This is a genomic window from Buchananella sp. 14KM1171, from assembly GCF_041380365.1.
GTDB lineage: Bacteria > Actinomycetota > Actinomycetes > Actinomycetales > Actinomycetaceae > Buchananella > Buchananella felis.
Genome location: NZ_CP159981.1, coordinates 349,641 through 369,335, shown reverse-complemented (window position 1 = coordinate 369,335; position 19,695 = coordinate 349,641). Strand labels below are relative to the sequence as shown.

Below are 19,695 nucleotides of genomic sequence, written 5' to 3'. Positions count from 1 at the left end.
AAGCTCCTAGATCATCTTCTCAAAGCGCGCGTAGGCCGCGCGCATATCGGCTTCACGATCAAAGGTAGTAAACGGCAGCTCGAAAACGTATTCCACGCCCGACTGCGGGTGCACCCAGGTGCGCTCCTCCGTTGAGATCGCCTCGCCCGACTTCTTGTAGGCGGCTGCGACCTCCTTGGGGAGCTTGCGGCCGTTGGCGTCGTAGAGGTCGGTGCGCTCGTACTGGCGAAGCACGCCGAACTGCGTGCGGTAGATGGTGCACAGCTCGTCCGCCGTGATGCCCAGGTGCAGGGCCGCCAGCGCATCTAGCTCCACCAAGAGCTGCCGACGCTCGGCCGCCTTGCGGGCCGGAGAATCGGGAGTCCAGGGCGTGCCCATGGCCTCCTCCCACAGCGGGGCGTACGCGGCGGTGAGGCAGTTCAGGCGCGCGGCGCGCTCGACGAACATATCAATCAGAGAGTCAGATTCAGAGACAGAAGGAAGCGATTCCGTTAGATTCGAGTTGATCTTTGAGTTGCCAGAAACGCGGACTTGAAAATCTGCCAGGAGCCCCGAAAAGAGTCCGACTAGGGCCAGTAGTTCCGTTGCGTCCTGATAAACAAAAGTGGAAAAGACATTATCTATGTGGCAGGGGCCGGGAGGGATGATGCAAGGAATCAGTGTTCTCTCGCCGGTTAGAGCTGCCATACGCCGCCAAGCTAAGCGGTAGTTATCTCGCTCGGGTGTCCTAGTGCCGTCCGGGAGCTGCCAGGTGCCGTAGTCGCGGTCGTACTTTTCGCGCTCGCATGCGATTTGGTAATTAGTGCGTGGAATGAAGTCTGCAGGTAAAGCCTCCAAGTCAATCTCGGTGTAGTCGAGGTTACTTTTCATCGTGGGGTTAGCGGTCTTGAAGAACGGCGTGCCTACCGTGAAGTGCGGCCCCTGCAGGATTGCTTCGTCCCAAGTTTCCGGAACCGACGAACCAACCTCGAAATACCCCTTCTTTCGATCAGTGGTTTCGTTCCAGCCGCTAGAGAACTGTAGTCCCAGTTCACGCACGCGGGGGGTAGTGCTCAACTTTTCTAGTACCCGCTGGGACTCAGTGTTGACGGGGTAGACCATGCGGGCCCGGTGGGCCGGGGTACCGGGCTCGTCCACGACCTGCGCCCAGGTGGCCAGTACCTCCTCGTCGACCCGGATGATGCGCTGTGAATGCGGACGGGTGTCCCAATTGTTGTCCTCGTCCTTCAACCCAGGCACGGCTCCGCTGCCATCGTGGCGAAGCGAACGCGCAACGGTATCGGGGTGATACAAGGCGGCCGCCATGAGGAAACCGATGTTCTCCCTGGCCGTCCCATAGACATGTACTCCGTACACAACGAGGTGGTGGATCTCGAAGATGGCCAGCTCGTTGACGAACTGCCAGTGGCGGCGCAGGTGGCAGTAGGTCTGCGCCCGGAAGTCTTCTGCTCCCTTTTCAGTGAAGTGAGATTCGGGGTGAATCAGGGAGCTTACGCCGCTGGGGGAGGCAAGGGTCCAAGCTCGTTCCATGAATACCCGGTAGAGATCGGTGCGCAGATTAGCGGTCAATGGGTAGTTGGCCTCGCTACCGAAGAACGCGCGGGTGGATTGGATTTCTGTTCCCATGTTTTGCAGGAAGGGCACAAATGAAGCGTCTGCCTGGGCGCTCGCGATCCGCCTCTTTTTCTCGGCCTCGGGGGGCTTCTCCGCGAGCTGCCACCAGGCGTCGTGCTCCGCGTACACGGCGTTTTCGTCCCAGTCCGGTCGCACCCACGGTGGGTTCCCGACCTGCAGGTCAAAACCGCCCTGCAGGAACACATGGGCAAAGTCCAGGTCCCAGTGGAAGAAGCCCTGCTGGGCCGCCACGCGCTCGCACACGCCCAACCACGGGTGCTCGGCCAACACGGCGTCGATTGAGGCAGCGCCGCTGAAGGCGAGGTCGGTGGCCTCCTGGCTCTCCAGCTCGGCCCAGCCGCCGGCGGTGGCGAGGCTGGTGTCCTCCTCCCGGTTATTGAGGTGCTTGCCGCCCACACCCACCAGGGATTCCAGGGCGGCGATCCAGCTCTCCAGTCTCGGGGGCTCGACTTCCTCAGTGAGTGGCCAGAACCACAACGCACACCACGCGTCCATGATGCGGCGCAGGCGCGAGTACGCGCCGTTCGGGTTGGCTAGGGAGGCCTCGATCTCGGCTCGGCTCACGGGCGCAAAAGCGCATTCGGCCCACGTGCTTACGCCCCAGATGCCTACGGGGTGAGGAGTGGGACGGCGGTGGGGCCAGTAGTCGATGAAGCGGGTGCTCTGCTGGTTGGCGATCTCCATGCGCCGGGCCGCCAGCGCCCAAAGTGTCTCCACGCGAGCGGCCACCTTCTGCAGACGCTTGATCTGGGCCTCGGTGGGCTTCTTGCGCATGGCGTTGCGCCAAGCCTTTAGCGCCACCTGCTCGGCCTTGGCGATCTCCTTGACGTCCTTGGACTCGCAAGCCGCGCCCCAGCCAATGGCGGGCAGCAGGAAGTGGTGAATCCGCCCCACCAGGGCGGCCTCGCGGCGATCCTGCGCCATCGCCTCGGCTAGCCCGGTGAGGGGAGCATGGACGCCGGGGGAGGAGAGGTGAGCCTTGTCCTTCACGGACCTAGCCGAATACGTGGAGCGCCTGGCCCCGATCAGGGAGTTACCCCGGCGCAGGTGCAGACCAAACCACGGTGCCTTCAGGCCGGGCTGCATGGTGTCCAGCCACAGCGAGACCTCCGCCAGCTCCACGGCGGTGGCGTTCAAGTCCACGCCGTACACCTGGTGCAAAGCGATCTGGGCCTTGACCCTAAGGAGCTCGGTGGCGTAGTCCTCGGCAGGAATCTGCTCGCCAAGCTCCTCCTGCTTGCGCTCCAAGTAGGCCGCCGCCAACTGGCGGGTGGCCTCGATGGCGAACGCGCCGGAGCCCAGGGCGGGCTCGCAGACCTTCAACTCCAGGATTTGGTCAGCGCTCAGCCCCGGCAGCAGTTCCTCCAGGGCTTGGGAGACCACGAAGCGCGTCATGACCTCCGGGGTGTAGTAGGAGGCCGACTGCTGGCGCTCGCGGCCCGCCAGGCGGAACACGAAGGAGCCGCGTCGGTGCACCACTGGCTGCAAGATGCCGGTGACGGGGTCGGTGCGCTTGACGAAGTGCTTGGAATCAATGCCCTCGGCGCGCGCGGTCGGTACCACCCAGGAGCCCTTGGCGGGGTCACCGTTCTTGGCGACCTCGTACAGGTCCTCGCGAGCCACGAAGCCCGTGTAGCTCATCAAGCCCTCGTAGACCGCGCCGAGCTGGTTGATGCCCAGGTTGGCGTAAGAAATGAAGCCGCGCTCTCCCTTCGAGGCCTTGGTGAGGAGCAGCCGCTCCAGCACCTGCTGCAGGGCGGTGTTGGAGAGCCCCACCTCGTCAATCATCGCGGTGGCTGCGGGCGCAAAGAGATCAGCAACTAGCGGCTCAAAGGTCAAGCCGTCAGTGGGCGCAAGCTCGCGCTCGGCATTGGCGCAGGCACCGGAATCAGCAAGTACGTGGGAGAACTCTGCTCCGGCGGTGCTGAAGTTCTGCGTCTGCGAGGGGTGGTCTCCGTTGACGAGCCGGAACAGCAGTGCCAGGGAATCGTAGATGTGCGTGCCGTGCGCCGAGCGAGCCGAGGTCAGGTCAATCTGCACCAGCTCACGCAAGCGGTCTAGACCGTAGCCCTGGTCGTAGCTGTCCTCGCCCTTGGCGACCACGCCCAGCTCCGGGGAGGCCTCCGCGTAAAGCAGGAACAGAATGCGGTACAAGAACCGGAGAGACTGGCGCGCCAACTCCTGCCCATCTACCCCAAACACGTCCAAGCCGCGCTCGCGGCGGCGTGCCAGCACGTCGTTGGCAATGATCTCGATGGACTCGCGGATACCGTCGCGCAGGTCCTGAGAGACGCCAACTGCGTGCGTCACCGATTCCTTGAGGCGCTCCTCCCACCAGATCACGCCGTCGGCGGCGGGCTCCAGGCAGCGGCGGGCGAAGATGGACAAGAAACGCTCCACCTCGCCACCGGCACGGGTGTCGTCACGCTCCGCAATCAACTGAACGTCGGCGCGCAGGTAGCGTCCCTCCGCCCAGCGGTCGCGGTGCGCCAGGAATAAGTGCGCGCCGGCGCTGACCACCACAAAGCGCACCTCGCCCACGTCGTGGGCCTCATCGTTGGCGGTCTCGGAGAGGAAAATCTCAGAGACCACCTTCGCGGCGCTAATGGGAAAGTCCTTCTTGTCCCGCATTACAAACCCGTCGACTCCAACTGTCGTCAGGTCAGATTCCTTGTCGAAGATAGGCTCTGCGTCCAGCCAAACAACAGAAGGATCCCTACCCAAAAGGACACCACTGACTGCCCAGTAGTCGTCCGAGCGCTCAAACGCGATCGCGTGGGGTTCAAGAGGGAAGCCCAGAATCTCGCGCAACGCGGCGCTGGCCTGCGCAGAGGTGGGGCTAATGCCCTCCTCGCCCAGGCGGGAGAGCAGACGCAGAAGCTGCACTCGCCCGGCGCCAAAGCGGGTGAGCGGGGTAGAGAGCCCCTCCTTCTTCTCCGCCTTCCACTCCTTGACCACCGCAGCCGCAGCGTGGGCAAAGGTCTCCGTGCCGGTGGCAGTGAAGTAGTGATCGCTCACCCAGTCGCCAACAACCTGAATCGACTCAAAGGCGCTCACAATTCCCCCTCAGCTGCGGGCCAGTCTCGCGGAACAACCACCAACAGCGGAACCACCTGCGCGGAGGCAGGCAACATCTGGTTAGCCAGCGCCTGCTCCGCCTCCACGCGCGAGCGCCGCTCGCGCATCTGCCGCCTGTCCGGCATCAGACTCATCGCCTCCAGCCACTTCCCACTGCGGGCAATCCAAGCCTGCAGCTCGCTGGTTGCACTCGTGTCCACCAGCGAGCGCCAGGAGTCCAGCTCCCTGCGGGCCAGCTCCACCGCGCCAGGTAGCAGCGGCTGCAGGCTCTCCACGCTCACCGGCCCAGGGTTGATCGGGTTGTCCGCCAGCCCAACGCGGGCCAAGAACTCCGGCAAGCTGTCCACAGTAGAAGGGAACAAGGAATCGGCCTCGATGAAGGTGCGCGTAAGCAACTGGCCGCGCCCGTTGGCGATAGCCCCCAAGAACAGGAACGTGGGCTCATCCACCTCCCCGCGCACCGCCAAAACCTCGTTACGCGAGAGCTCCTGCAAGGCGCGGTCCGCTGCCCAATCCAACACCGGGTGCAACGGGCTCAGGTAGTGCAGCCCCGGCCAGTTGGACTCCTCATCGCGCCTGGCGGCCGTCAGCGACAAGTTAGCGGTCTGCGCATCGGTGGCCAGCGTCAGGCTCTCCAGCACCCGGCGGTTGCGCAGGTACTCCTGCGGCAGCGTCTTAGAAAGACGCGCCACCAGGTCCCGGCAGGCCGGCTTCGAGGTGTCCAGCTTGGCCACCCGCTTGGAACGATCCCACTCCCAACCAACCTTCTGGCCCGGGTCCTCAAAAGCCTCAAACAGCGCCTCTTGCAGATAGTCCACGTCCGAGTCGAATAGGCCGTGACTCACGTACGGCTCGCCGGTGGGGTGGGCCGCGGCGGTGCCAGGAGCGTGCGCGCTACCGGAAGCGGCAGGCGGGAACGTCGTCTCCGCGCCAAGCGAAGCCAGCAAGGCATCCAGGTCCGCCAGCGAGTCCGCAGCAGGGCTCGGGGCAACCGAATCCAAATCCCCACTTCTCACCAGGCAGTCCAGGATCGCATCCTCCTCCGCCTTCACACTGTGCTTACCCATCAGCGAAGCTGCGTCGCCCAGCGCCTTGTGTGCCTCGTGTTCCTTCTCTACCAGGCGGCTCAGCACCCTGATGTCACCCGAAAAGCGCTCCCCGCGCGGCGAGAGCAGCAGAGTCACAATCTGCGGCGAGTTCTTCTGCCCAAACCGGTCGATGCGGCCATTGCGCTGCTCGATACGGATCAGCGACCACGGAATGTCAAAGTGGATCAAGTCGTGACACTCCGCGTGCAGGTTCACGCCCTCCGAGGCCACATCACCAGTAACCAGCACCCGCACAGCGGAGGAACCACGCTTGAAGTCCTCCACCACGGCCTGCTGCTCCACGTCGCTCAAACCACCGTGTAGCAACGCCACCGCGCTCTGCTTCAAACCGAGTGCCTTGGGCAGGCGGGCGTGCAGGTCGTTCAGTGTGGCGACCCGCTCAGCAAAAACCACCGCCCGGTGCGGCGACCCCTTGCCCACACCGATGCTCTTCAAGTGCGCCACCAGCGCGCCGAACTTGCCCGCGCTCTCTGCTCCCGCCTTGGCAGCCAACTCGGCCAGGCGCTCCAGGGGAGCGCGCTCAGCGGCTTGGAGTTTGGGCGAGGACAACCGATTTTGCACCGTCTCCGCCAACGCCGCCGGGCTCGACAAGAACGCCTTAGCCAGCCCCCACGCGAACAGACGGTCGCGGCCCTTGGCGGGCAGCGGCGCGGAATCCGCGTTAGCGGCGGGCAAGGTGGCGTTGCCGGGGGTGGCGGGCGGAACGTCGGGCAACATGTCGGGGGAGGTGGGCGGAACGTCGGCCAACAAAACACCCTGCTCACCGCGCGACGGGTAAAGCCAAACCGACTCGAGTTCGGCGGCAATCGCCTCCTCAGCAGGGCTGGGCGTGACCATGATGTGACGGGGCTCGGCGCGCTCGGCCCAGTCCGCCCCCACCTCACTGGCCACGTCAGGCGAATAACGATGGCGGCGCACAATCAGGCGCCTAGCCGCCTCGAAATCAATCTCCCCGCCCGGTGAAACCAACGTGGGATCCAGCAGACGCACCAACTCCGCAAAAGACTCCGTCTTGCCGTTATGCGGGGTGGCCGACGCCAAAATCAGCGCGTCAGTCTGCGGCGCAAGCAGGCGCGCTAGCTCGTTGTTCTGCGTGCCCGCATTAGTCAAGTTGTGCGACTCATCGATCACCACCGCATCCCACTGGCGGCGGCGCAAATGCTCCCGGTACCGCGCCGACTTCAACGTGTCGATCGAAATGATCACCCGGTTGAAAATCGTGAACGGGTTACGCGAAGCCGGAATCGTCTGGCGAATCCGCGCAATACCGGTGGAATCCAGGCGCACGAACGGCAAAGCGAAGCGGCACCACAGCTCATGCTGCATCTGCTCCAACACGTGCCGGGGCGTCACAATCAAAATGCTCTCCCCGCGCCCGCGTGCCACCAGCTCAGCAAGAATCATGCCGATCTCGAGCGTCTTGCCCAGACCCACCGCGTCCGCAATCAACAGGCGCGGACGCACGTTGCCCGGGTCCAGTGCCTTGCGCACCGCGTGCTGCTGATACTTCAACTCGCGGGCCAGCATGCGCGGTGAAACCGTTAGCCGCGACGACGTGGCCGGCTCCGGAGTCTTGCGCAGAGTGGTCTCCAAGAACAGGCGAGACCGGCGGTAACGCGGCGAAGGGTCCGCCACAATGCGCGCCGACTCCGGCGTCAACGCCTCGATCTTGTCCAAGTGCGAATAGAACGACGCCGTAGTGTCCCGCACCAGCTCCGACAAGCCGCGAACGTGAATCAGCGTGCTCGGCGGGTTATTGATCTTGCGCGCGGAGGTCACCACCCAGTCCTCATCGCGCACCGAAACCACCGTGCCCGGCACCAGCGCGAGGGAAGTAGACATCAGCATCGACTCGTTTCAAACCGGAGGCAAACCGCCGCGATTTTAAGCCAAAACCCCGGGGTGTGTGGGGCGCAGCCGCGCTCTGAGACGAAGCAGACGTGGTGGGTGGTGGCGCGGGCGGTAGTGGAGCTGGGTGGTGGCGGAGCGGGGGCTGGGGCGCGGAGGGGGAGGCAGAGTGGGTTGGGCCGGCGGCAGGGCGCCGAGGCGTGGGCGTGGGGCGCGATGAAGGCGATGGGGGCCGGCGGCGCCTTTAAAGACGGCCGGAGAGAACGTCGTGCAAGGGGTAGACAATCACGGTGGGTGAATCGGAAGAATGCTTCCGAAATAGGGTGTTCCGGTGCCTGCCGACGTCAATGGGGTGACGTTTCGGAAGGATTCTTCCGAAATGCTTGATTTTGGGACGCTACGGCTTCTAGTCTCGTGGGATCGGAAGAATGTTTCCGATCTGCGGTTAGGTTTGGGATAGCCAGGAGGGCAGGCGGATGACAGCGGGCACCACGGTGGAACTGCGTGCGGGCGTCCCCAACTTCACCAAGCAGATCGGCGCCGCCATCCGTAAGGCTCGCAAGCATCACGGGCTCACGCAGCGCCAACTGGCCGACCTGATTGAGCTTTCCGACCGCACGCTGCGCCAGATCGAGAACGGCGTGCCCGGGCCGTCGTTTGACTCGGTCATGCGTGCGGCCTATGCCGTGGGCGTGCGGGTGGAGGTGGGTGCCCCGTGATCGTCGCAGACGTTTATAAGGGCGAGCGGCTAGCTGCGTACTTCTCCCAAACCGAGAGCGGCGAGGTCGTTTTCGCCTATGCGAAGGGCTATGCCGGCCCGCCGGTGGCAACATCCCTCCCGCTCGGCGCAGGCGAGGTGGTCTGTCCGCCCGGCCAGATCCCGGCCTTCTTCGCTGGGCTCCTCCCGGAGGGCTACCGTCTGACCCGCTTGGCTAGGCAGCGCAAAATCAGCTTAAGTAACGAGCTAGCCCTGCTGTTGGAGGTCGGTCGCGACACCCCGGGCGATGTGCAAATCCTTGCCCCTGGTGAGCGGCCCGGTCCGGGTGCCCCCCTGATCGACGGGGACTTCTCCGCGTGCAAGTTTGCCGACCTCCTGGACCGACCGGACGGCAAGTCCCTTCCCGGCGTGCAGGAGAAGGTCTCTGCGCTGATGATCTCGCTGCCCGCAAGGGTACGGGCGGGGAGCGCAGGGCGTGCCTGCGACGTCGAGGGAATCGTCAAGCTGACCCCGCGCAGCTACCCTCACCTGGTCGCAAACGAGTACGCGCACCTGCAGGCGGCGCAGCGGCTGGGGTTGGCGGTGGCCAAGTCACAGCTAGTTACCGACTCCGTGGGAGAGCAGGGGCTGTTCATTGAACGCTTTGACCGCGCGTGCGACGACGGAGTGATCCGCCGTATCGCCTTTGAGGACGCGGCGCAGATCCTCGAATTGGTGCCTGCCGCGAAGTACGACGTTACCGCCGAGCAGGTCATTGCCGCGCTATGCGCGCTGACAGCCGCTCCGTTGGTGGCCAATCAGAAGATGTTCACACAATTCCTGTTTGCCTGGGCCACCGGCAACGGGGACCTGCACGCCAAGAACATCGCCCTGCTGGGCAGCGAGTTCGAGCGCGAATTGGCGCCGATATACGACGTTCCCTGCACCCTCGTCTACGGCGATGACGAGATGGCCCTCTCGATTGGCGGCAAGAAGAAGGGGCTAAAGGCGAAGCACTGGCGGCAGCTTGCTGACGACGTTGGGCTGCCCGGGCGTGCGCTTGCAGGAATCGCCGGCGTGGTGCTGGCAGCCTCAGCTGCGGTCGATTGGGAAGCCCTGCCTTTCAATGGATCGGTCCTGAACGGCTGCCTGCGCGAGCTGCGGGCGCGACGCTACGAGCTAGAGGACTTGGCGAACGCCTGACTTATGGGCCGGCAGGTCGACGGGGAAGGGACTAACTGGGAGGCAGCGCGTACCAGCCAACCGAGCCTTTGTTGGCGGCGTCGGGCAACCCGACCGCGCTGAGTAACCGATCCCCGACCGCCGTCGCCAGCCGTCGGCGCCCTCATCCGCCCCTGTAACCGCGCTCTCGGCTTGCCGTAAGACTTTGGTAATAACTTGCCTCTAGGGGCCGTCATGTCCGGGCCGTCAGGCTTGTAGCCATGAAGAAGACACTGATTCCCCTGGCCCTTATTGCTTCTATCGCGCTGGCTGGCTGCAGCACTGGTAAGCCCTCGGATTCCATGAGCCCGGCAATGACTGACGACAAGATGATGACGGCAGAGCCCACCGACGCGATGACCCCGGACGGCGCGATGAGCATGGAGCCCACCGACGCCATGAGCCCGGACTCGGCCATGACCGGCGACCACATGGCCCCGAGCGACGCCATGTCCCACTCCACTTCCATGTCCGGCTCGATGACCAATGGCGCGATGGCTTCGGCCAGCTACGTCACCTACGCGGACTACAAGGCAGCCAAGGAGAAGTTCGCCGGCAACAAGATCGTCCTGTTCTTCAATGCCTCCTGGTGCCCGGCCTGCCGCTCCATCACGGAGGCCATCAGCGCTGACCCGTCGCTGGTGCCCGCCGGCACCACCCTGGTGAGCGTGGATTACGACCAGCACACGGACCTGCGTCAGCAGTACGGGGTGACCATGCAGCACACCTTCGTCGAGCTGGACGCTAAGGAGATGCAGGTGCGCCAGTGGGCCAGCACCTCCGTGGACGGCCTGCTGAAGGAGCTGAAGGGCTGAGCCATGCTGGTAACTGCCTTTCTTTCCCTCTTCGCGGGCGTCCTGACGGTCCTGGCACCTTGTGTGCTGCCGTTCCTGCCCGTGATCGTGGGAGGCAGCGTGGGGCACGGTTCTAAGGCGCGGCCCTACGTGATCGCCGCCTCCCTGGTCGGCTCTCTGTTGCTGTTCACCCTGTTGCTGAAAGTCACCACGGCCTTCCTCAGCATCGATCCGCGCGTGTGGGCAATCGGCTCCGGCACGCTGGTGGTCCTGCTGGGTCTGGCCATGCTCTTCCCGGGCATGTGGGCACGCCTTTCCGGGGCGGCCCGCTTTGACCGCGCCCACCACCTGCTGGACAAGGCCCGCTCGCAGCGCAGCGACCTGTGGAGCGCGGTGCTCACCGGCGCCGCCCTGGGGCCGGTCTTCAGTAGCTGCTCGCCAACCTACGCCTGGGTGATCGCCACCGTCCTGCCCGCCAGTCCGGCCGAGGGCATGTTCTACCTGGCCATCTATTGCGCCGGTATGGCGGGCGCGCTCCTGGCGATCTCGCTGGCGGGACGTCGTCTCATCAAAAAACTCGGCTGGGCGGCCAATCCGCGCGGCTGGTTCCAGCGGGTAATCGCCGTCCTGTTCATTGCCGTCGGACTGCTGGTGGCCACGGGGGTAGACAAGAGCATCCAGACCTGGGCGGTAGACAAGTTCCCCTCGCTGTCCTCCTTCGAGGAGAAGCTGATCCCCGGCACCTTGCCCGGCTCCGCGCCCGCGCTGGAACGCAGCGAAAACGCCGCCCCGGCCCCCGAGTTCACGGGGATCGCCGAGTGGATCAACAGCGAGCCGCTCACCCTGGAGGACTTGCGCGGCAAGGTGGTGCTGGTGGATTTCTGGACCTACAGCTGCATCAACTGCGTGCGCACCCAGCCCTACCTGAACGCCTGGTACGAGCGCTACCACGACGCCGGGCTGGAGATCGTGGGCGTGCACGCCCCGGAGTTTGCCTTTGAGAAGCTGCCGGAGAACGTGCGCAAGGCCGTAGAGGATGCCCAGATCAAATACCCGGTGGCGCTGGACAACGACTTCGCCACCTGGCGTGCCTACCGCAACCAGTACTGGCCGGCCAAGTACCTCATCGACGCCGAGGGCAAGGTGCGCTGGACGCACTTTGGCGAGGGCGACTACGAGGAGGCCGAGGCCCAGATCCGCGCCCTGCTGGGCGAGGGCGGGGCGGCGGCGCGCCAGCCCACGGACACGCTGACCCACACCCGCGGGCAGTCGCCGGAGACCTACCTGGGCACCGCTCGCGCGATGGGCAACGCCCAGCCGCTGGTGGCCGGTGAGCACGACTACGGCGGCCCGCAGGAGCCTGCGGACACCAATCAGTGGACGCTGGCCGGCAAGTGGAGCGCCGACCAGGAATCCCTGCTGGCCGTCAGCGACGGCGCCCAGTTGCGCTACCGCTTTGCCGGCAAGGAGATGTACCTGGTGGCCGACGGTCCGGCGGGGGCAAAGATCCGCGTCCAGGTCGAGGGCGCCAGCCAACCGGGCGGGGCGGACGTGGTGGGCGATGTGGCCACCATCGACGGGGCGCGCATGTACCGCCTGGTGCGCCTGCCGCAGACCACGTACGGTTCCACGGTCACGCTGACGTTCGACAAGGACATCAGGGCAAATGCCTTCACCTTTGGCTGAGCCCTATGCTGACCGAGTGGCAAGCGTGCTTCTCGTTGACGATGACCCGACGGTGCGCGGTGTAGTTTGCGACTACCTGCGCGCCGCCGGGCATCAAGTAATCGAAGTTGAGGACGGCTTTGCGGCGCTGGCGCGGGCCGGCGAGTGCGACCTCATAATCCTGGACCTGATGCTGCCAGGCATCGACGGCCACGAGGTCTTCCGCCGCCTGCGCGCGGGCGGGGTGGAGGTGCCGGTCATCATGCTCACCGCGAAGGGCTCCGAGGCCGACCGGGTCTTGGGGCTGGAGCTGGGCGCCGACGACTACCTGGCCAAGCCGTTCAGCCCGCGCGAGCTGGTGCTGCGGGTGGCCTCCCTGCTGCGCCGCTCCCAGCCGCCGGCCCCCGAGCGGGAGATCGTTACTGACGGGAATTTGGCGCTGGACCTGACGGCGCAGAAGGCCACATTGGACGACGTTCCGCTCGCCCTTACTTTCCGCGAGTTCGACCTGCTTGCCCACCTGGTCACCCACCCCGACCACCTGTTCTCCCGCGAGGAGCTGATGCGCGCCGTGTGGGGCTGGGAGGTGGGGGACGCCTCCACCGTGACGGTGCACGTGCGGCGCCTGCGCGGCAAGATCGAGGCCGACCCGCAGCATCCCACCCGGTTGGTCACGGTGTGGGGCAGGGGTTACCGCTGGGAGTCCCATGACTGAGCAGTTGTTGATCGTCGCGGCCGCCACGTTGGGGGTGGGGCTGGCGTGCGCCGGCCTCACCTCCGTGGTGGCGCGCCGCTCGGTGCGCTGGGCTGTGCTGCTCAGCCCCGTCACCGTGGTGCTCACCGTGGGGGCCGGGCTGCTGCTGGGGGTGCGGCTCATGCTGATCGAATCCGTGCGGGTGCCGCTCTTGCTGCTGGCCACCACCATCCCCGTGGCGCTGCTGGCAGGCATCCTGGTTTCCCTGCGCAGCCACCGCGTCATCATGGCGGCGGCCACGGAGCTGGAGAAGGCAAAGCGGCAGCGCGAGGTGGAGGCCGGCAGGCGCGAGCTGATCACCTGGATCTCCCACGACCTGCGCACGCCGCTGGCCGGTATTCGCGCGATGGGGGAGGCCCTGGAGGACGGCATCGCTCCGGACCCGTCCCTCTACTACCGCAACATCGTGGCGCAGGCCGAGCGCACCGCAGCCATGGTGGACGACGTTCTGGCCTTGGCCGGTCTGCAGACGCAGGCCGTCGAATTGGGGACGGAGACGGTTTCCCTCAGTGACCTGGCCTCCGACCTGGTCAGCCAACTGGAGCCGCTGGCGTCGCAGCGGGAGGTGGAGCTACGCGGAGCGGTGACCGGTGGCGCGGGCGACGTGGTGGGTGATCCGGGCCTGCTTGCCCGGGCGCTGCAGAACGTGGTGGGCAACGCGATCTCCTACACCAAGCCGGGCACCTGCGTGCTGGTGGAGGTGGAGACCCGTGAGGATGTGCGGGTGTGCGTGAGCGATGGCTGCGGTGGGCTAAGCGAGGCGGACCTGGAGCAGGTTTTCTCTGCCGGCTGGCGGGCGGACCGGGCCCGCACCCCGGGCGCCGGCGGCGGCAACGGGCTGGGCCTGCCGATCGTGCGCACCATCGTGAACGCCCACGGCGGCAGCGTGGAGATGCACAACCACGGCGCCGGCTGCGTGGTGGAGATCCAGCTGCCGAAGGCGTAAGGTTTCGCGGCTTGTGAAGATGAGCTACATTTCAAAGAGGCTCTAGCCGGAGCGAAACAGGCGGACAAATAGTTCCGCCGCGAATGGGAGGACGGCGCACTATGGGGCGCATCAACACCAGGCTTCTTGCCGTGGCCGGAGTCTTTGCGATGGGCGTCACGCTCTTGGGCGGTTGTGCTGAGGAGGAGCCGCCCGTGGTCTACAAGCCGGTGCTTTACCTTTACCCGTCTCAGCCGCAGAGCCTGGACATTGGTTTCGACTTCGACGGGAAGGTGACGGCCTCCTATCCAGAGTTGGCCGCCGTACCCGGCGTTGACGGGAGTTGGCAGGTGGAGGCCGGCGCTGACGGGGTGCTGACCGATGCGCGGGGGAGGTCTTACCCCTACCTATTCTGGGAGGGCGTGCCTGAAACCGAGTTCGTTCAACGGGAGGGGACGGTGGTCGCCAGGGATGAGGTGGTGCCTTTTCTTGAGCGGGCGTTGGCTGCTCAGGGCCTGAACGATCTTGAGGCCGCCGACTTCATCACCTTCTGGGCCCCGCGCATCCAGGCAAACGATTATTCTCTGATCTCCTTCGTCACGGACCAGTACGCCCCGATAGCGCGCTACTCCTTCACGGATTTTGCCGGGGATGAAATGGCGCCTGACACGTTCATCCGCGTCTACATGGTGTTTTCGAAGGCGCAGGCGTCCACGTCCGTTCCCGCGCAGGTATTCGGGCCTGCGCCCGTGCGCACTGGATTCACCGCTGTTGAGTGGGGCGGATCAGAGCTCGACTGAACCGGGCGGCTCCGAGCTCGACTGAACCGGACAGGAGGGCGCGCCAACCCGCCATGTGACCCGTCCCGAACCGGAAAGAGGCGCCGATACTTCCGCAGGATGGAGGCGGGATAGTTACCCTGCATGTAGTGGTGGCCGTGTGCCGGGGCCGCAGCGGCGGGGTCGGTGCGTGGTCCAGGTATTGGTGCAGGCAACAGGGGTTGTGAGCGTGTCGTATGGACCGTCTGATTGGTCGGCTCTGCGGCGATCGTCGGATCCGACTCCTGGAGACCCGGTCATTGTGTCCGATGGAGCCAATAGGTATCGGCAGGTTGCGGACGCCATCAGCCGGTGTGCGGCCAACTTGCGCCTACTTGAGGGCGGGGCCAGCCGGGCAGAGTCAGAAACGGCACTCTTGGAGTCGCGCGACACCACCGTGGATGCGGTGTCAAAGGCAGAGAATCGGTTTCGGACCGCCGCGACCGCGCTGGAGACCTACGCCCAGGTACTGGACCGGGTGCAGGTAGACACGGTCAACGCCCTGTACGCGGCTCGGCAAGCCGTGAACGAGCGGGACGAAGCTAACCGAGTCAGGGCCCACTATCAGGGGCTCGCCGAGGACTACCGCTTCTCCGACAACGATGGCGACGACGAGGCTTACACCCGCTATCGGCGTCTGGCGCGCGGCGCCGGTAATGACGCCGATGCCGCCCAGGGGCGCATCGAAGCGCAGATACGAATCGTCGACCAAGCGGTGGTGGACCGAGACGCCGCGGCGCAAAGGGCGGTCGATGCGATCGAGGGCGCCACCTCTGCGGACGCGCTCAACGACTCCTGGTGGGACAACTGGGGCGCCACAATCACCATGTGGATCGCCAAGATAGCGGAGGCAATCTCCGCGATTGCAGGTATCCTCGCGTTGCTCGTGTGCTGGATTCCGGTCATCGGGCAGGCGCTTGCCGGGGTGCTCTTCACGATTGCCGCTATCGCCGGAATCGTCGCTGCGGTTGCAAACATCGCCCTGGCCGCTACCGGGAAGCAGTCGTGGGGCCAGGCAATAGTGTCCGTCATCTTCGCGGCCCTGGGGTGCGTGGGTCTGGGCGGTCTGAAGGGCACGATGGTGGGCGTGAAGTCCGCCTTCGGGAACCTGATGCAGTTGGGAGGCCGGCAAGGCACGGGAGTGATGAGCGCCCTCACGGCGATGGGGGGCGGCGTGAAGGCTCTTGGTGGTGCGAAGGGCATGGCAGCCGGCTACGTGAACAACCTGGTCATGTCCGTGAAGAATGCAGGAAAGTACGTCAAACTCCTGACGGGCCCCAGAACGCCGGCTCGTTACGGAGTCGTGCGGGAAGTCGATGACGCCACCTGGAATTGGCTCAGACGAAATAGCCCGAATGATGAAATTCACTCCATGATTGACCCCCTGTATCCCAACTTCGATCCTTCAGCACGCGACTGGGTACTGCCGGGCAACCCGACCCGAGGACCGCTCTCGCCGGACCACATCGTCCCGCTGGACAAGCTCACTCGCATGGAGGGTTTCGGGATGCTCACTCGGGAGCAGCAGCTTGCTCTTGCAAATGAGCGACTGAACTTCTTGGGAGTGAGCCGGCGCGCCAATTACTCCAAGAAAGCGCTGAGCTACCTCGAGTGGGGCGGGTTCAAGGGCGGAGCCAAAGTCGGCTATACGATCCCGGTGGAGCCGCTGGTGCGCACTGAGATGTCGCGGATCGAAGTGTTGATGGAGCAGCGTCTGCAGGCGATGATCGACGCCATGTTGAAGGGGTTGTGATGGGTTTGTTCGGTTGGTTTGGGGGCCGACGCGAGCCGTCGAAGTACGAGCTGCTTGGGCGCTACACGTACGGTCGTCGTCCGATTCGACCGGTGGAGGGGGAGGTTCCGGCCGGGGAGCCTGTGCCCGCTGAGTGGCGACGCCTGCCGCTCTTGGCTCCGGCCGAACGCGTGGAGCTGATGGTCTCGCTGATGAGGCGAACGGTCGGGCAGGTGCTGCCCCAGACTCTCGCCTACCTAGAGGAGCACTGCTCGGACGCAGAACTGGCCGTGAGCGACGGGCGTTATTGCGTCGTGTACACGGTGAGAACAGAGTCGGGTAGGGACCGCTATTACGGCGGGGGTAATCCTTTGCAGCCATCCTGGCCCGATGAGCTTGTAGTGGGTGGGATTCGCCAGGTTCGGGGTGTGTGGGACAAGGTTCCTGAGCCGTTGAAGTCCTTCTACGAGCAAACCCACGACGGGTTCTACGTCTTCATGTCGCATGGATTGGGGCTGATCGACCTTAATCAGGTGCATTGTTTAGGTGACTACGGTCCCGGCGAGTCCTGGTACGAGCGGTTTGCGGGGTCTTACACGTTCTATTCGCACGTGACGGGCGGTTTCTTGGCGCTCGACATTGATGGGCCGCAGCCGGGCCGGGCTGACATGTGGTGGGGCGACTCCGAGCCGGAGTTGGACGTCGACTTCTGGCGCTACTTGGACGAGCAGATAGTGGGTGGCTTCAACCCGCCTGAGGTAGCGCACCTCCTGAAGGGCCTGTGATCTGGCTACTCGGCGCCAGCAACGGCCCAAGGAGGCCAGTAGTGCCGGTCTAAACGGGCGCTATGCGATCGGTGATTGACCCAAGTTGAAGGGGGTGTGATGGGTTTGTTCGGTTGGTTTGGGGGCCGACGCGAGCCGTCAAAGTACGAGCTGCTTGGGCGCTACACGTACGGTCGTCGCCCGATTCGACCGGTGGAGGGGGAAGTTCCGGCCGGGGAGCCTGTGCCCGATGAGTGGCGAAAGCTGCCGCTCCTGGCTCCGGCCGAGCGCGTGGAGTTGATGATCTCGCTGATGAGGCGAACGGTCGGGCAGGTGCTGCCCCAGACTCTCGCCTACCTGGAGGAGCACTGCTCGGACGCAGAACTGGCCGTGAGCGACGGCCGCTATTGCGTCGTTTACTCCGTGGATACCTTGTCGGGGTCGACGCAGTACTACGGCGGAGGCAATCCCTTGCAGCCGTCCTGGCCCGATGAGGTCGTGGTGGGTGGGATTCGCCAGGTCCGGGGTGTGTGGGACAAGGTTCCTGAGCCGTTGAAGTCCTTCTACGAGCAAACCCACGACGGGTTCTACGATTTCATGTCCCATGGTCTGGGGCTGATCGACCTGGACCAAGCGCACTGTTTGGGCGACTACTATCCCGGCGAGCCGTGGCAGGAGCGGTTGGCGGGGTCGTACACGTTCTACTCGCATGTGACGGGCGGGTACCTGGTGCTCGACATCGATGGGCCCCAGCCGGGCCGGGCTGACATGTGGTGGGGGGACTCCGAGCCGGAGTTGGGCGTTGACTTCTGGCGCTACTTGGACGAGCAGACAGTGGGCGGCTTCAACCCGCCGGAGGTGGCCCACCTCCTGAAGGGCCTGTGAGCTAGTGCTTTGGCGCCGCCAGCGGTAGCGGGGCCGGGGGCCGAGCACGGATGCGCTCAGCTCGGCCCGCGTCGCAAATGCTGCAACGGGGTACATGCGACCGATCGGTGCCACGCCCCCAAGCGGTCGCATGTACCCCGACCGCACGCTTGTACGCTCGGGGGCAAAGCGCCAGCGCCGAACGCGTGCAGCCGCTGCGCAGCCCAGCGCCGCCCGGCTCAGGTGCCCAGCGCCGCCAGGCTCAGGCGCCCAGCACCCTGTCGTAGAACCGCTCGACGCGCGCCCCGGGGATCAGCCAGAGCAGGGAGATGAGGAAGAAGACCAGGTAGGACGCCACCGGCACGAACAATGCCAGCGCGATCGCAACGGCCGACGCCCCAACTGCCACCCAGCCGCGCAGGTTGTTGCCGCGCCCGGTGGGGGAGGCGCTCTTGCGGTGGCGCGCTGCGATGTGGCGCTGCAGCACCTGGAAGTTGGCCGAGCACATCAGCAGCACCACGCTGTAGAGGGTGGCCGGCTGCCGGTCGAATGGGTACATGCCCACCCATTCCATTGCGAACGGGATGAGGGTCATCCAGAACAGCCAATGCAGGTTCTTCAGCACCAGCTTCCCACTGACGGTCTCCACCTTGCTAAAGAGGTTGTGGTGATTGACCCAGTAGACCCCAACGTAGGAAAAACTCAGCACGTAGGCAGCGAACGTGGGCGCAACGGCAACGATCGAATCCCAATCCAGCGCGGTCGGCGGATTGAGCTTCAAAACCATGATCGTGATGACGATCGCCAGCACTCCGTCGCTGAACGCCTCCAGCCTGCTCTTGGTCATCAGCCACCTCTTCTCTCACGCCTAGAGGCAATCATTCTCGCTCCCTGCTCTCCCCGCCCGGCAATTGGCGAAGCGGCCCTTGCCGCCGCGCCCGCGGCTCCACGTCGTGCACCAGCCCGCCTTGACACCCTGCCGCGCCCGTCCATATGTTCCGGCCATGACCCGCGCTACCACCGGCCTGCTGGCTTTCGCCCTCATCGTCCTGGGCACCGTGCTCTTGAACGTGCGCAAGGTGGGGGCCGTTGCCGCCAGCTCGACCCTCTACAGCCTGACCATCGTGGCTGCCGGCATGGTGGCGGCGTTCGGCATCAAGTGGTACGTGAACGCGCTGGATCGCGCGAAGGCGGAGATCTTGGCCTCCGCCCGTCCCTATCAGGCGCCCCTGAAGGTGGCCGGCGCTCTCGTGGTGGTCGGCGCCTTGCTGATCGTGGCCGGCGCCGCCCTGCCTGCGGGAAGGGGATTCACCGCGCTGGGGATTTTGGCCGACGTTCTGTTCGTCGCCGCGATGGGGTGCGCCGTCACCGCTGGGACCCTGCTGCGCGTCGGCCTGGCGAAGAAACGGCAGGACGCCGCGCTTTCCGCCGGGGCCTAGCCGCGTCGGAAGCGCCATGCCGAGCCGGTTTGCAGCGTGACCGATGCCACTTTAGGCTTGAGGTATGAAGCGCATGTTTTCCTTCGCCCTCGGCGTCCTTCTTGTCGTGATCGCGGTGGCCTACCAAGTGCTGCGTCACCACGACCCGCTAGCCGCGTGGCTCACCGCCACCCCGTGGCTGCAATACGTCGGCTGGGCATTCACCGGCGCGGCGATCTCCGTGGGCACTTACTTCCTGGCCAAGGCCTTCCAGTCCACCCCGCGCCACCGCGCCGAGGACCCGCAGGCCTGACCCCGCCGAGTTCGCTGAACTTAGGTCACCCTTACCGATTTGTGGTGTTGCCCACGCCGT

General features: G+C 65.2%; 15 protein-coding genes. 12 read left to right on the top strand and 3 right to left on the bottom strand.

What is annotated here, in order from left to right; genetic code table 11:
• Positions 1-6 precede the first annotated feature (6 nt).
• Positions 7-4,692 carry a DNA methyltransferase gene (locus ABYF38_RS01485; protein ID WP_371152362.1) on the bottom strand — a complete coding sequence of 1,562 codons (4,686 nt, stop codon included), beginning with the start codon at positions 4,690-4,692 and terminating at the stop codon, positions 7-9.
• A complete protein-coding gene (locus tag ABYF38_RS01480) occupies positions 4,689-7,664 on the bottom strand; it encodes a helicase-related protein (protein WP_371152361.1) in 2,976 nt (991 codons plus the stop codon). Before ABYF38_RS01480 ends, ABYF38_RS01485 begins: the two co-directional genes overlap by 4 nt.
• Positions 7,665-8,146: 482 nt before the next feature.
• Here ABYF38_RS01480 and ABYF38_RS01475 point away from each other — a divergent pair, with 482 nt between their 5' ends.
• From ABYF38_RS01475 to ABYF38_RS01430, 10 genes are all read left to right on the top strand, one after another.
• The gene (locus ABYF38_RS01475; RefSeq protein ID WP_371152360.1) at positions 8,147-8,389 is read left to right on the top strand and encodes a helix-turn-helix transcriptional regulator; all 243 of its coding nucleotides are present in this window, start codon (positions 8,147-8,149) and stop codon (positions 8,387-8,389) included.
• A complete protein-coding gene (locus ABYF38_RS01470; RefSeq protein WP_371152359.1) occupies positions 8,386-9,570 on the top strand; it encodes a type II toxin-antitoxin system HipA family toxin in 1,185 nt (394 codons plus the stop codon). The genes ABYF38_RS01475 and ABYF38_RS01470 overlap by 4 nt, the downstream gene beginning before the upstream one ends.
• A 239-nt stretch (positions 9,571-9,809) precedes the next feature.
• A complete protein-coding gene (locus ABYF38_RS01465) occupies positions 9,810-10,403 on the top strand; it encodes a thioredoxin domain-containing protein (protein WP_371152358.1) in 594 nt (197 codons plus the stop codon).
• 3 nt (positions 10,404-10,406) lie between these two features.
• On the top strand, positions 10,407-12,068 hold the full coding sequence (locus ABYF38_RS01460) for a cytochrome c biogenesis protein DipZ (protein ID WP_371152357.1): 1,662 nt from the start codon (positions 10,407-10,409) through the stop codon (positions 12,066-12,068).
• Positions 12,069-12,084: 16 nt separating this feature from the next.
• Positions 12,085-12,762: a response regulator transcription factor gene (locus tag ABYF38_RS01455; RefSeq protein WP_371152356.1), complete on the top strand. Its 678-nt coding sequence runs from the start codon at positions 12,085-12,087 to the stop codon at positions 12,760-12,762.
• Complete coding sequence (locus tag ABYF38_RS01450) at positions 12,755-13,747, top strand: sensor histidine kinase (protein ID WP_371152355.1); 993 nt, start codon at positions 12,755-12,757, stop codon at positions 13,745-13,747. Before ABYF38_RS01455 ends, ABYF38_RS01450 begins: the two co-directional genes overlap by 8 nt.
• 101 nt (positions 13,748-13,848) lie before the next feature.
• Positions 13,849-14,526 (top strand): hypothetical protein, encoded by a 678-nt coding sequence (locus tag ABYF38_RS01445; protein ID WP_371152354.1) that lies wholly within the window; start codon positions 13,849-13,851, stop codon positions 14,524-14,526.
• Between the two features lie 55 nt (positions 14,527-14,581).
• A complete protein-coding gene (locus ABYF38_RS01440) occupies positions 14,582-16,297 on the top strand; it encodes a putative T7SS-secreted protein (protein WP_371152353.1) in 1,716 nt (571 codons plus the stop codon).
• A complete protein-coding gene (locus ABYF38_RS01435) occupies positions 16,297-17,061 on the top strand; it encodes a hypothetical protein (RefSeq protein ID WP_371152352.1) in 765 nt (254 codons plus the stop codon). The genes ABYF38_RS01440 and ABYF38_RS01435 overlap by 1 nt, the downstream gene beginning before the upstream one ends.
• A 99-nt stretch (positions 17,062-17,160) precedes the next feature.
• The gene (locus ABYF38_RS01430; protein ID WP_371152351.1) at positions 17,161-17,925 is read left to right on the top strand and encodes a hypothetical protein; all 765 of its coding nucleotides are present in this window, start codon (positions 17,161-17,163) and stop codon (positions 17,923-17,925) included.
• A 241-nt stretch (positions 17,926-18,166) separates the two neighbouring features.
• On the opposite strand, the gene ABYF38_RS01425 is transcribed toward ABYF38_RS01430, so the two are convergent.
• Entirely contained in the window at positions 18,167-18,751 is a 585-nt protein-coding gene (locus ABYF38_RS01425) for a TMEM175 family protein (RefSeq protein WP_371152350.1), read from the bottom strand.
• Between the two features lie 157 nt (positions 18,752-18,908).
• Between ABYF38_RS01425 and ABYF38_RS01420 the strand changes: the two genes are divergently transcribed.
• Complete coding sequence (locus ABYF38_RS01420; RefSeq protein ID WP_371152349.1) at positions 18,909-19,343, top strand: hypothetical protein; 435 nt, start codon at positions 18,909-18,911, stop codon at positions 19,341-19,343.
• A 64-nt stretch (positions 19,344-19,407) separates the two neighbouring features.
• Positions 19,408-19,635, top strand: a complete 228-nt coding sequence (locus tag ABYF38_RS01415; RefSeq protein ID WP_371152348.1) for a hypothetical protein — start codon at positions 19,408-19,410, stop codon at positions 19,633-19,635.
• Positions 19,636-19,695: the final 60 nt, after the last annotated feature.

Excerpts from the sequence above, each read along its gene's own strand:
- ABYF38_RS01480 (WP_371152361.1), bottom strand. The coding sequence starts at position 7,664 with ATGTCTACTTCCCTCGCGCTGGTGCCGGGCACGGTGGTTTCGGTGCGC.
- ABYF38_RS01475 (WP_371152360.1), top strand. The coding sequence starts at position 8,147 with ATGACAGCGGGCACCACGGTGGAACTGCGTGCGGGCGTCCCCAACTTC.
- ABYF38_RS01465 (WP_371152358.1), top strand. The coding sequence starts at position 9,810 with ATGAAGAAGACACTGATTCCCCTGGCCCTTATTGCTTCTATCGCGCTG.
- ABYF38_RS01460 (WP_371152357.1), top strand. The coding sequence starts at position 10,407 with ATGCTGGTAACTGCCTTTCTTTCCCTCTTCGCGGGCGTCCTGACGGTC.
- ABYF38_RS01450 (WP_371152355.1), top strand. The coding sequence starts at position 12,755 with ATGACTGAGCAGTTGTTGATCGTCGCGGCCGCCACGTTGGGGGTGGGG.
- ABYF38_RS01445 (WP_371152354.1), top strand. The coding sequence starts at position 13,849 with ATGGGGCGCATCAACACCAGGCTTCTTGCCGTGGCCGGAGTCTTTGCG.
- ABYF38_RS01435 (WP_371152352.1), top strand. The coding sequence starts at position 16,297 with ATGGGTTTGTTCGGTTGGTTTGGGGGCCGACGCGAGCCGTCGAAGTAC.
- ABYF38_RS01430 (WP_371152351.1), top strand. The coding sequence starts at position 17,161 with ATGGGTTTGTTCGGTTGGTTTGGGGGCCGACGCGAGCCGTCAAAGTAC.
- ABYF38_RS01425 (WP_371152350.1), bottom strand. The coding sequence starts at position 18,751 with ATGACCAAGAGCAGGCTGGAGGCGTTCAGCGACGGAGTGCTGGCGATC.
- ABYF38_RS01420 (WP_371152349.1), top strand. The coding sequence starts at position 18,909 with ATGACCCGCGCTACCACCGGCCTGCTGGCTTTCGCCCTCATCGTCCTG.
- ABYF38_RS01415 (WP_371152348.1), top strand. The coding sequence starts at position 19,408 with ATGAAGCGCATGTTTTCCTTCGCCCTCGGCGTCCTTCTTGTCGTGATC.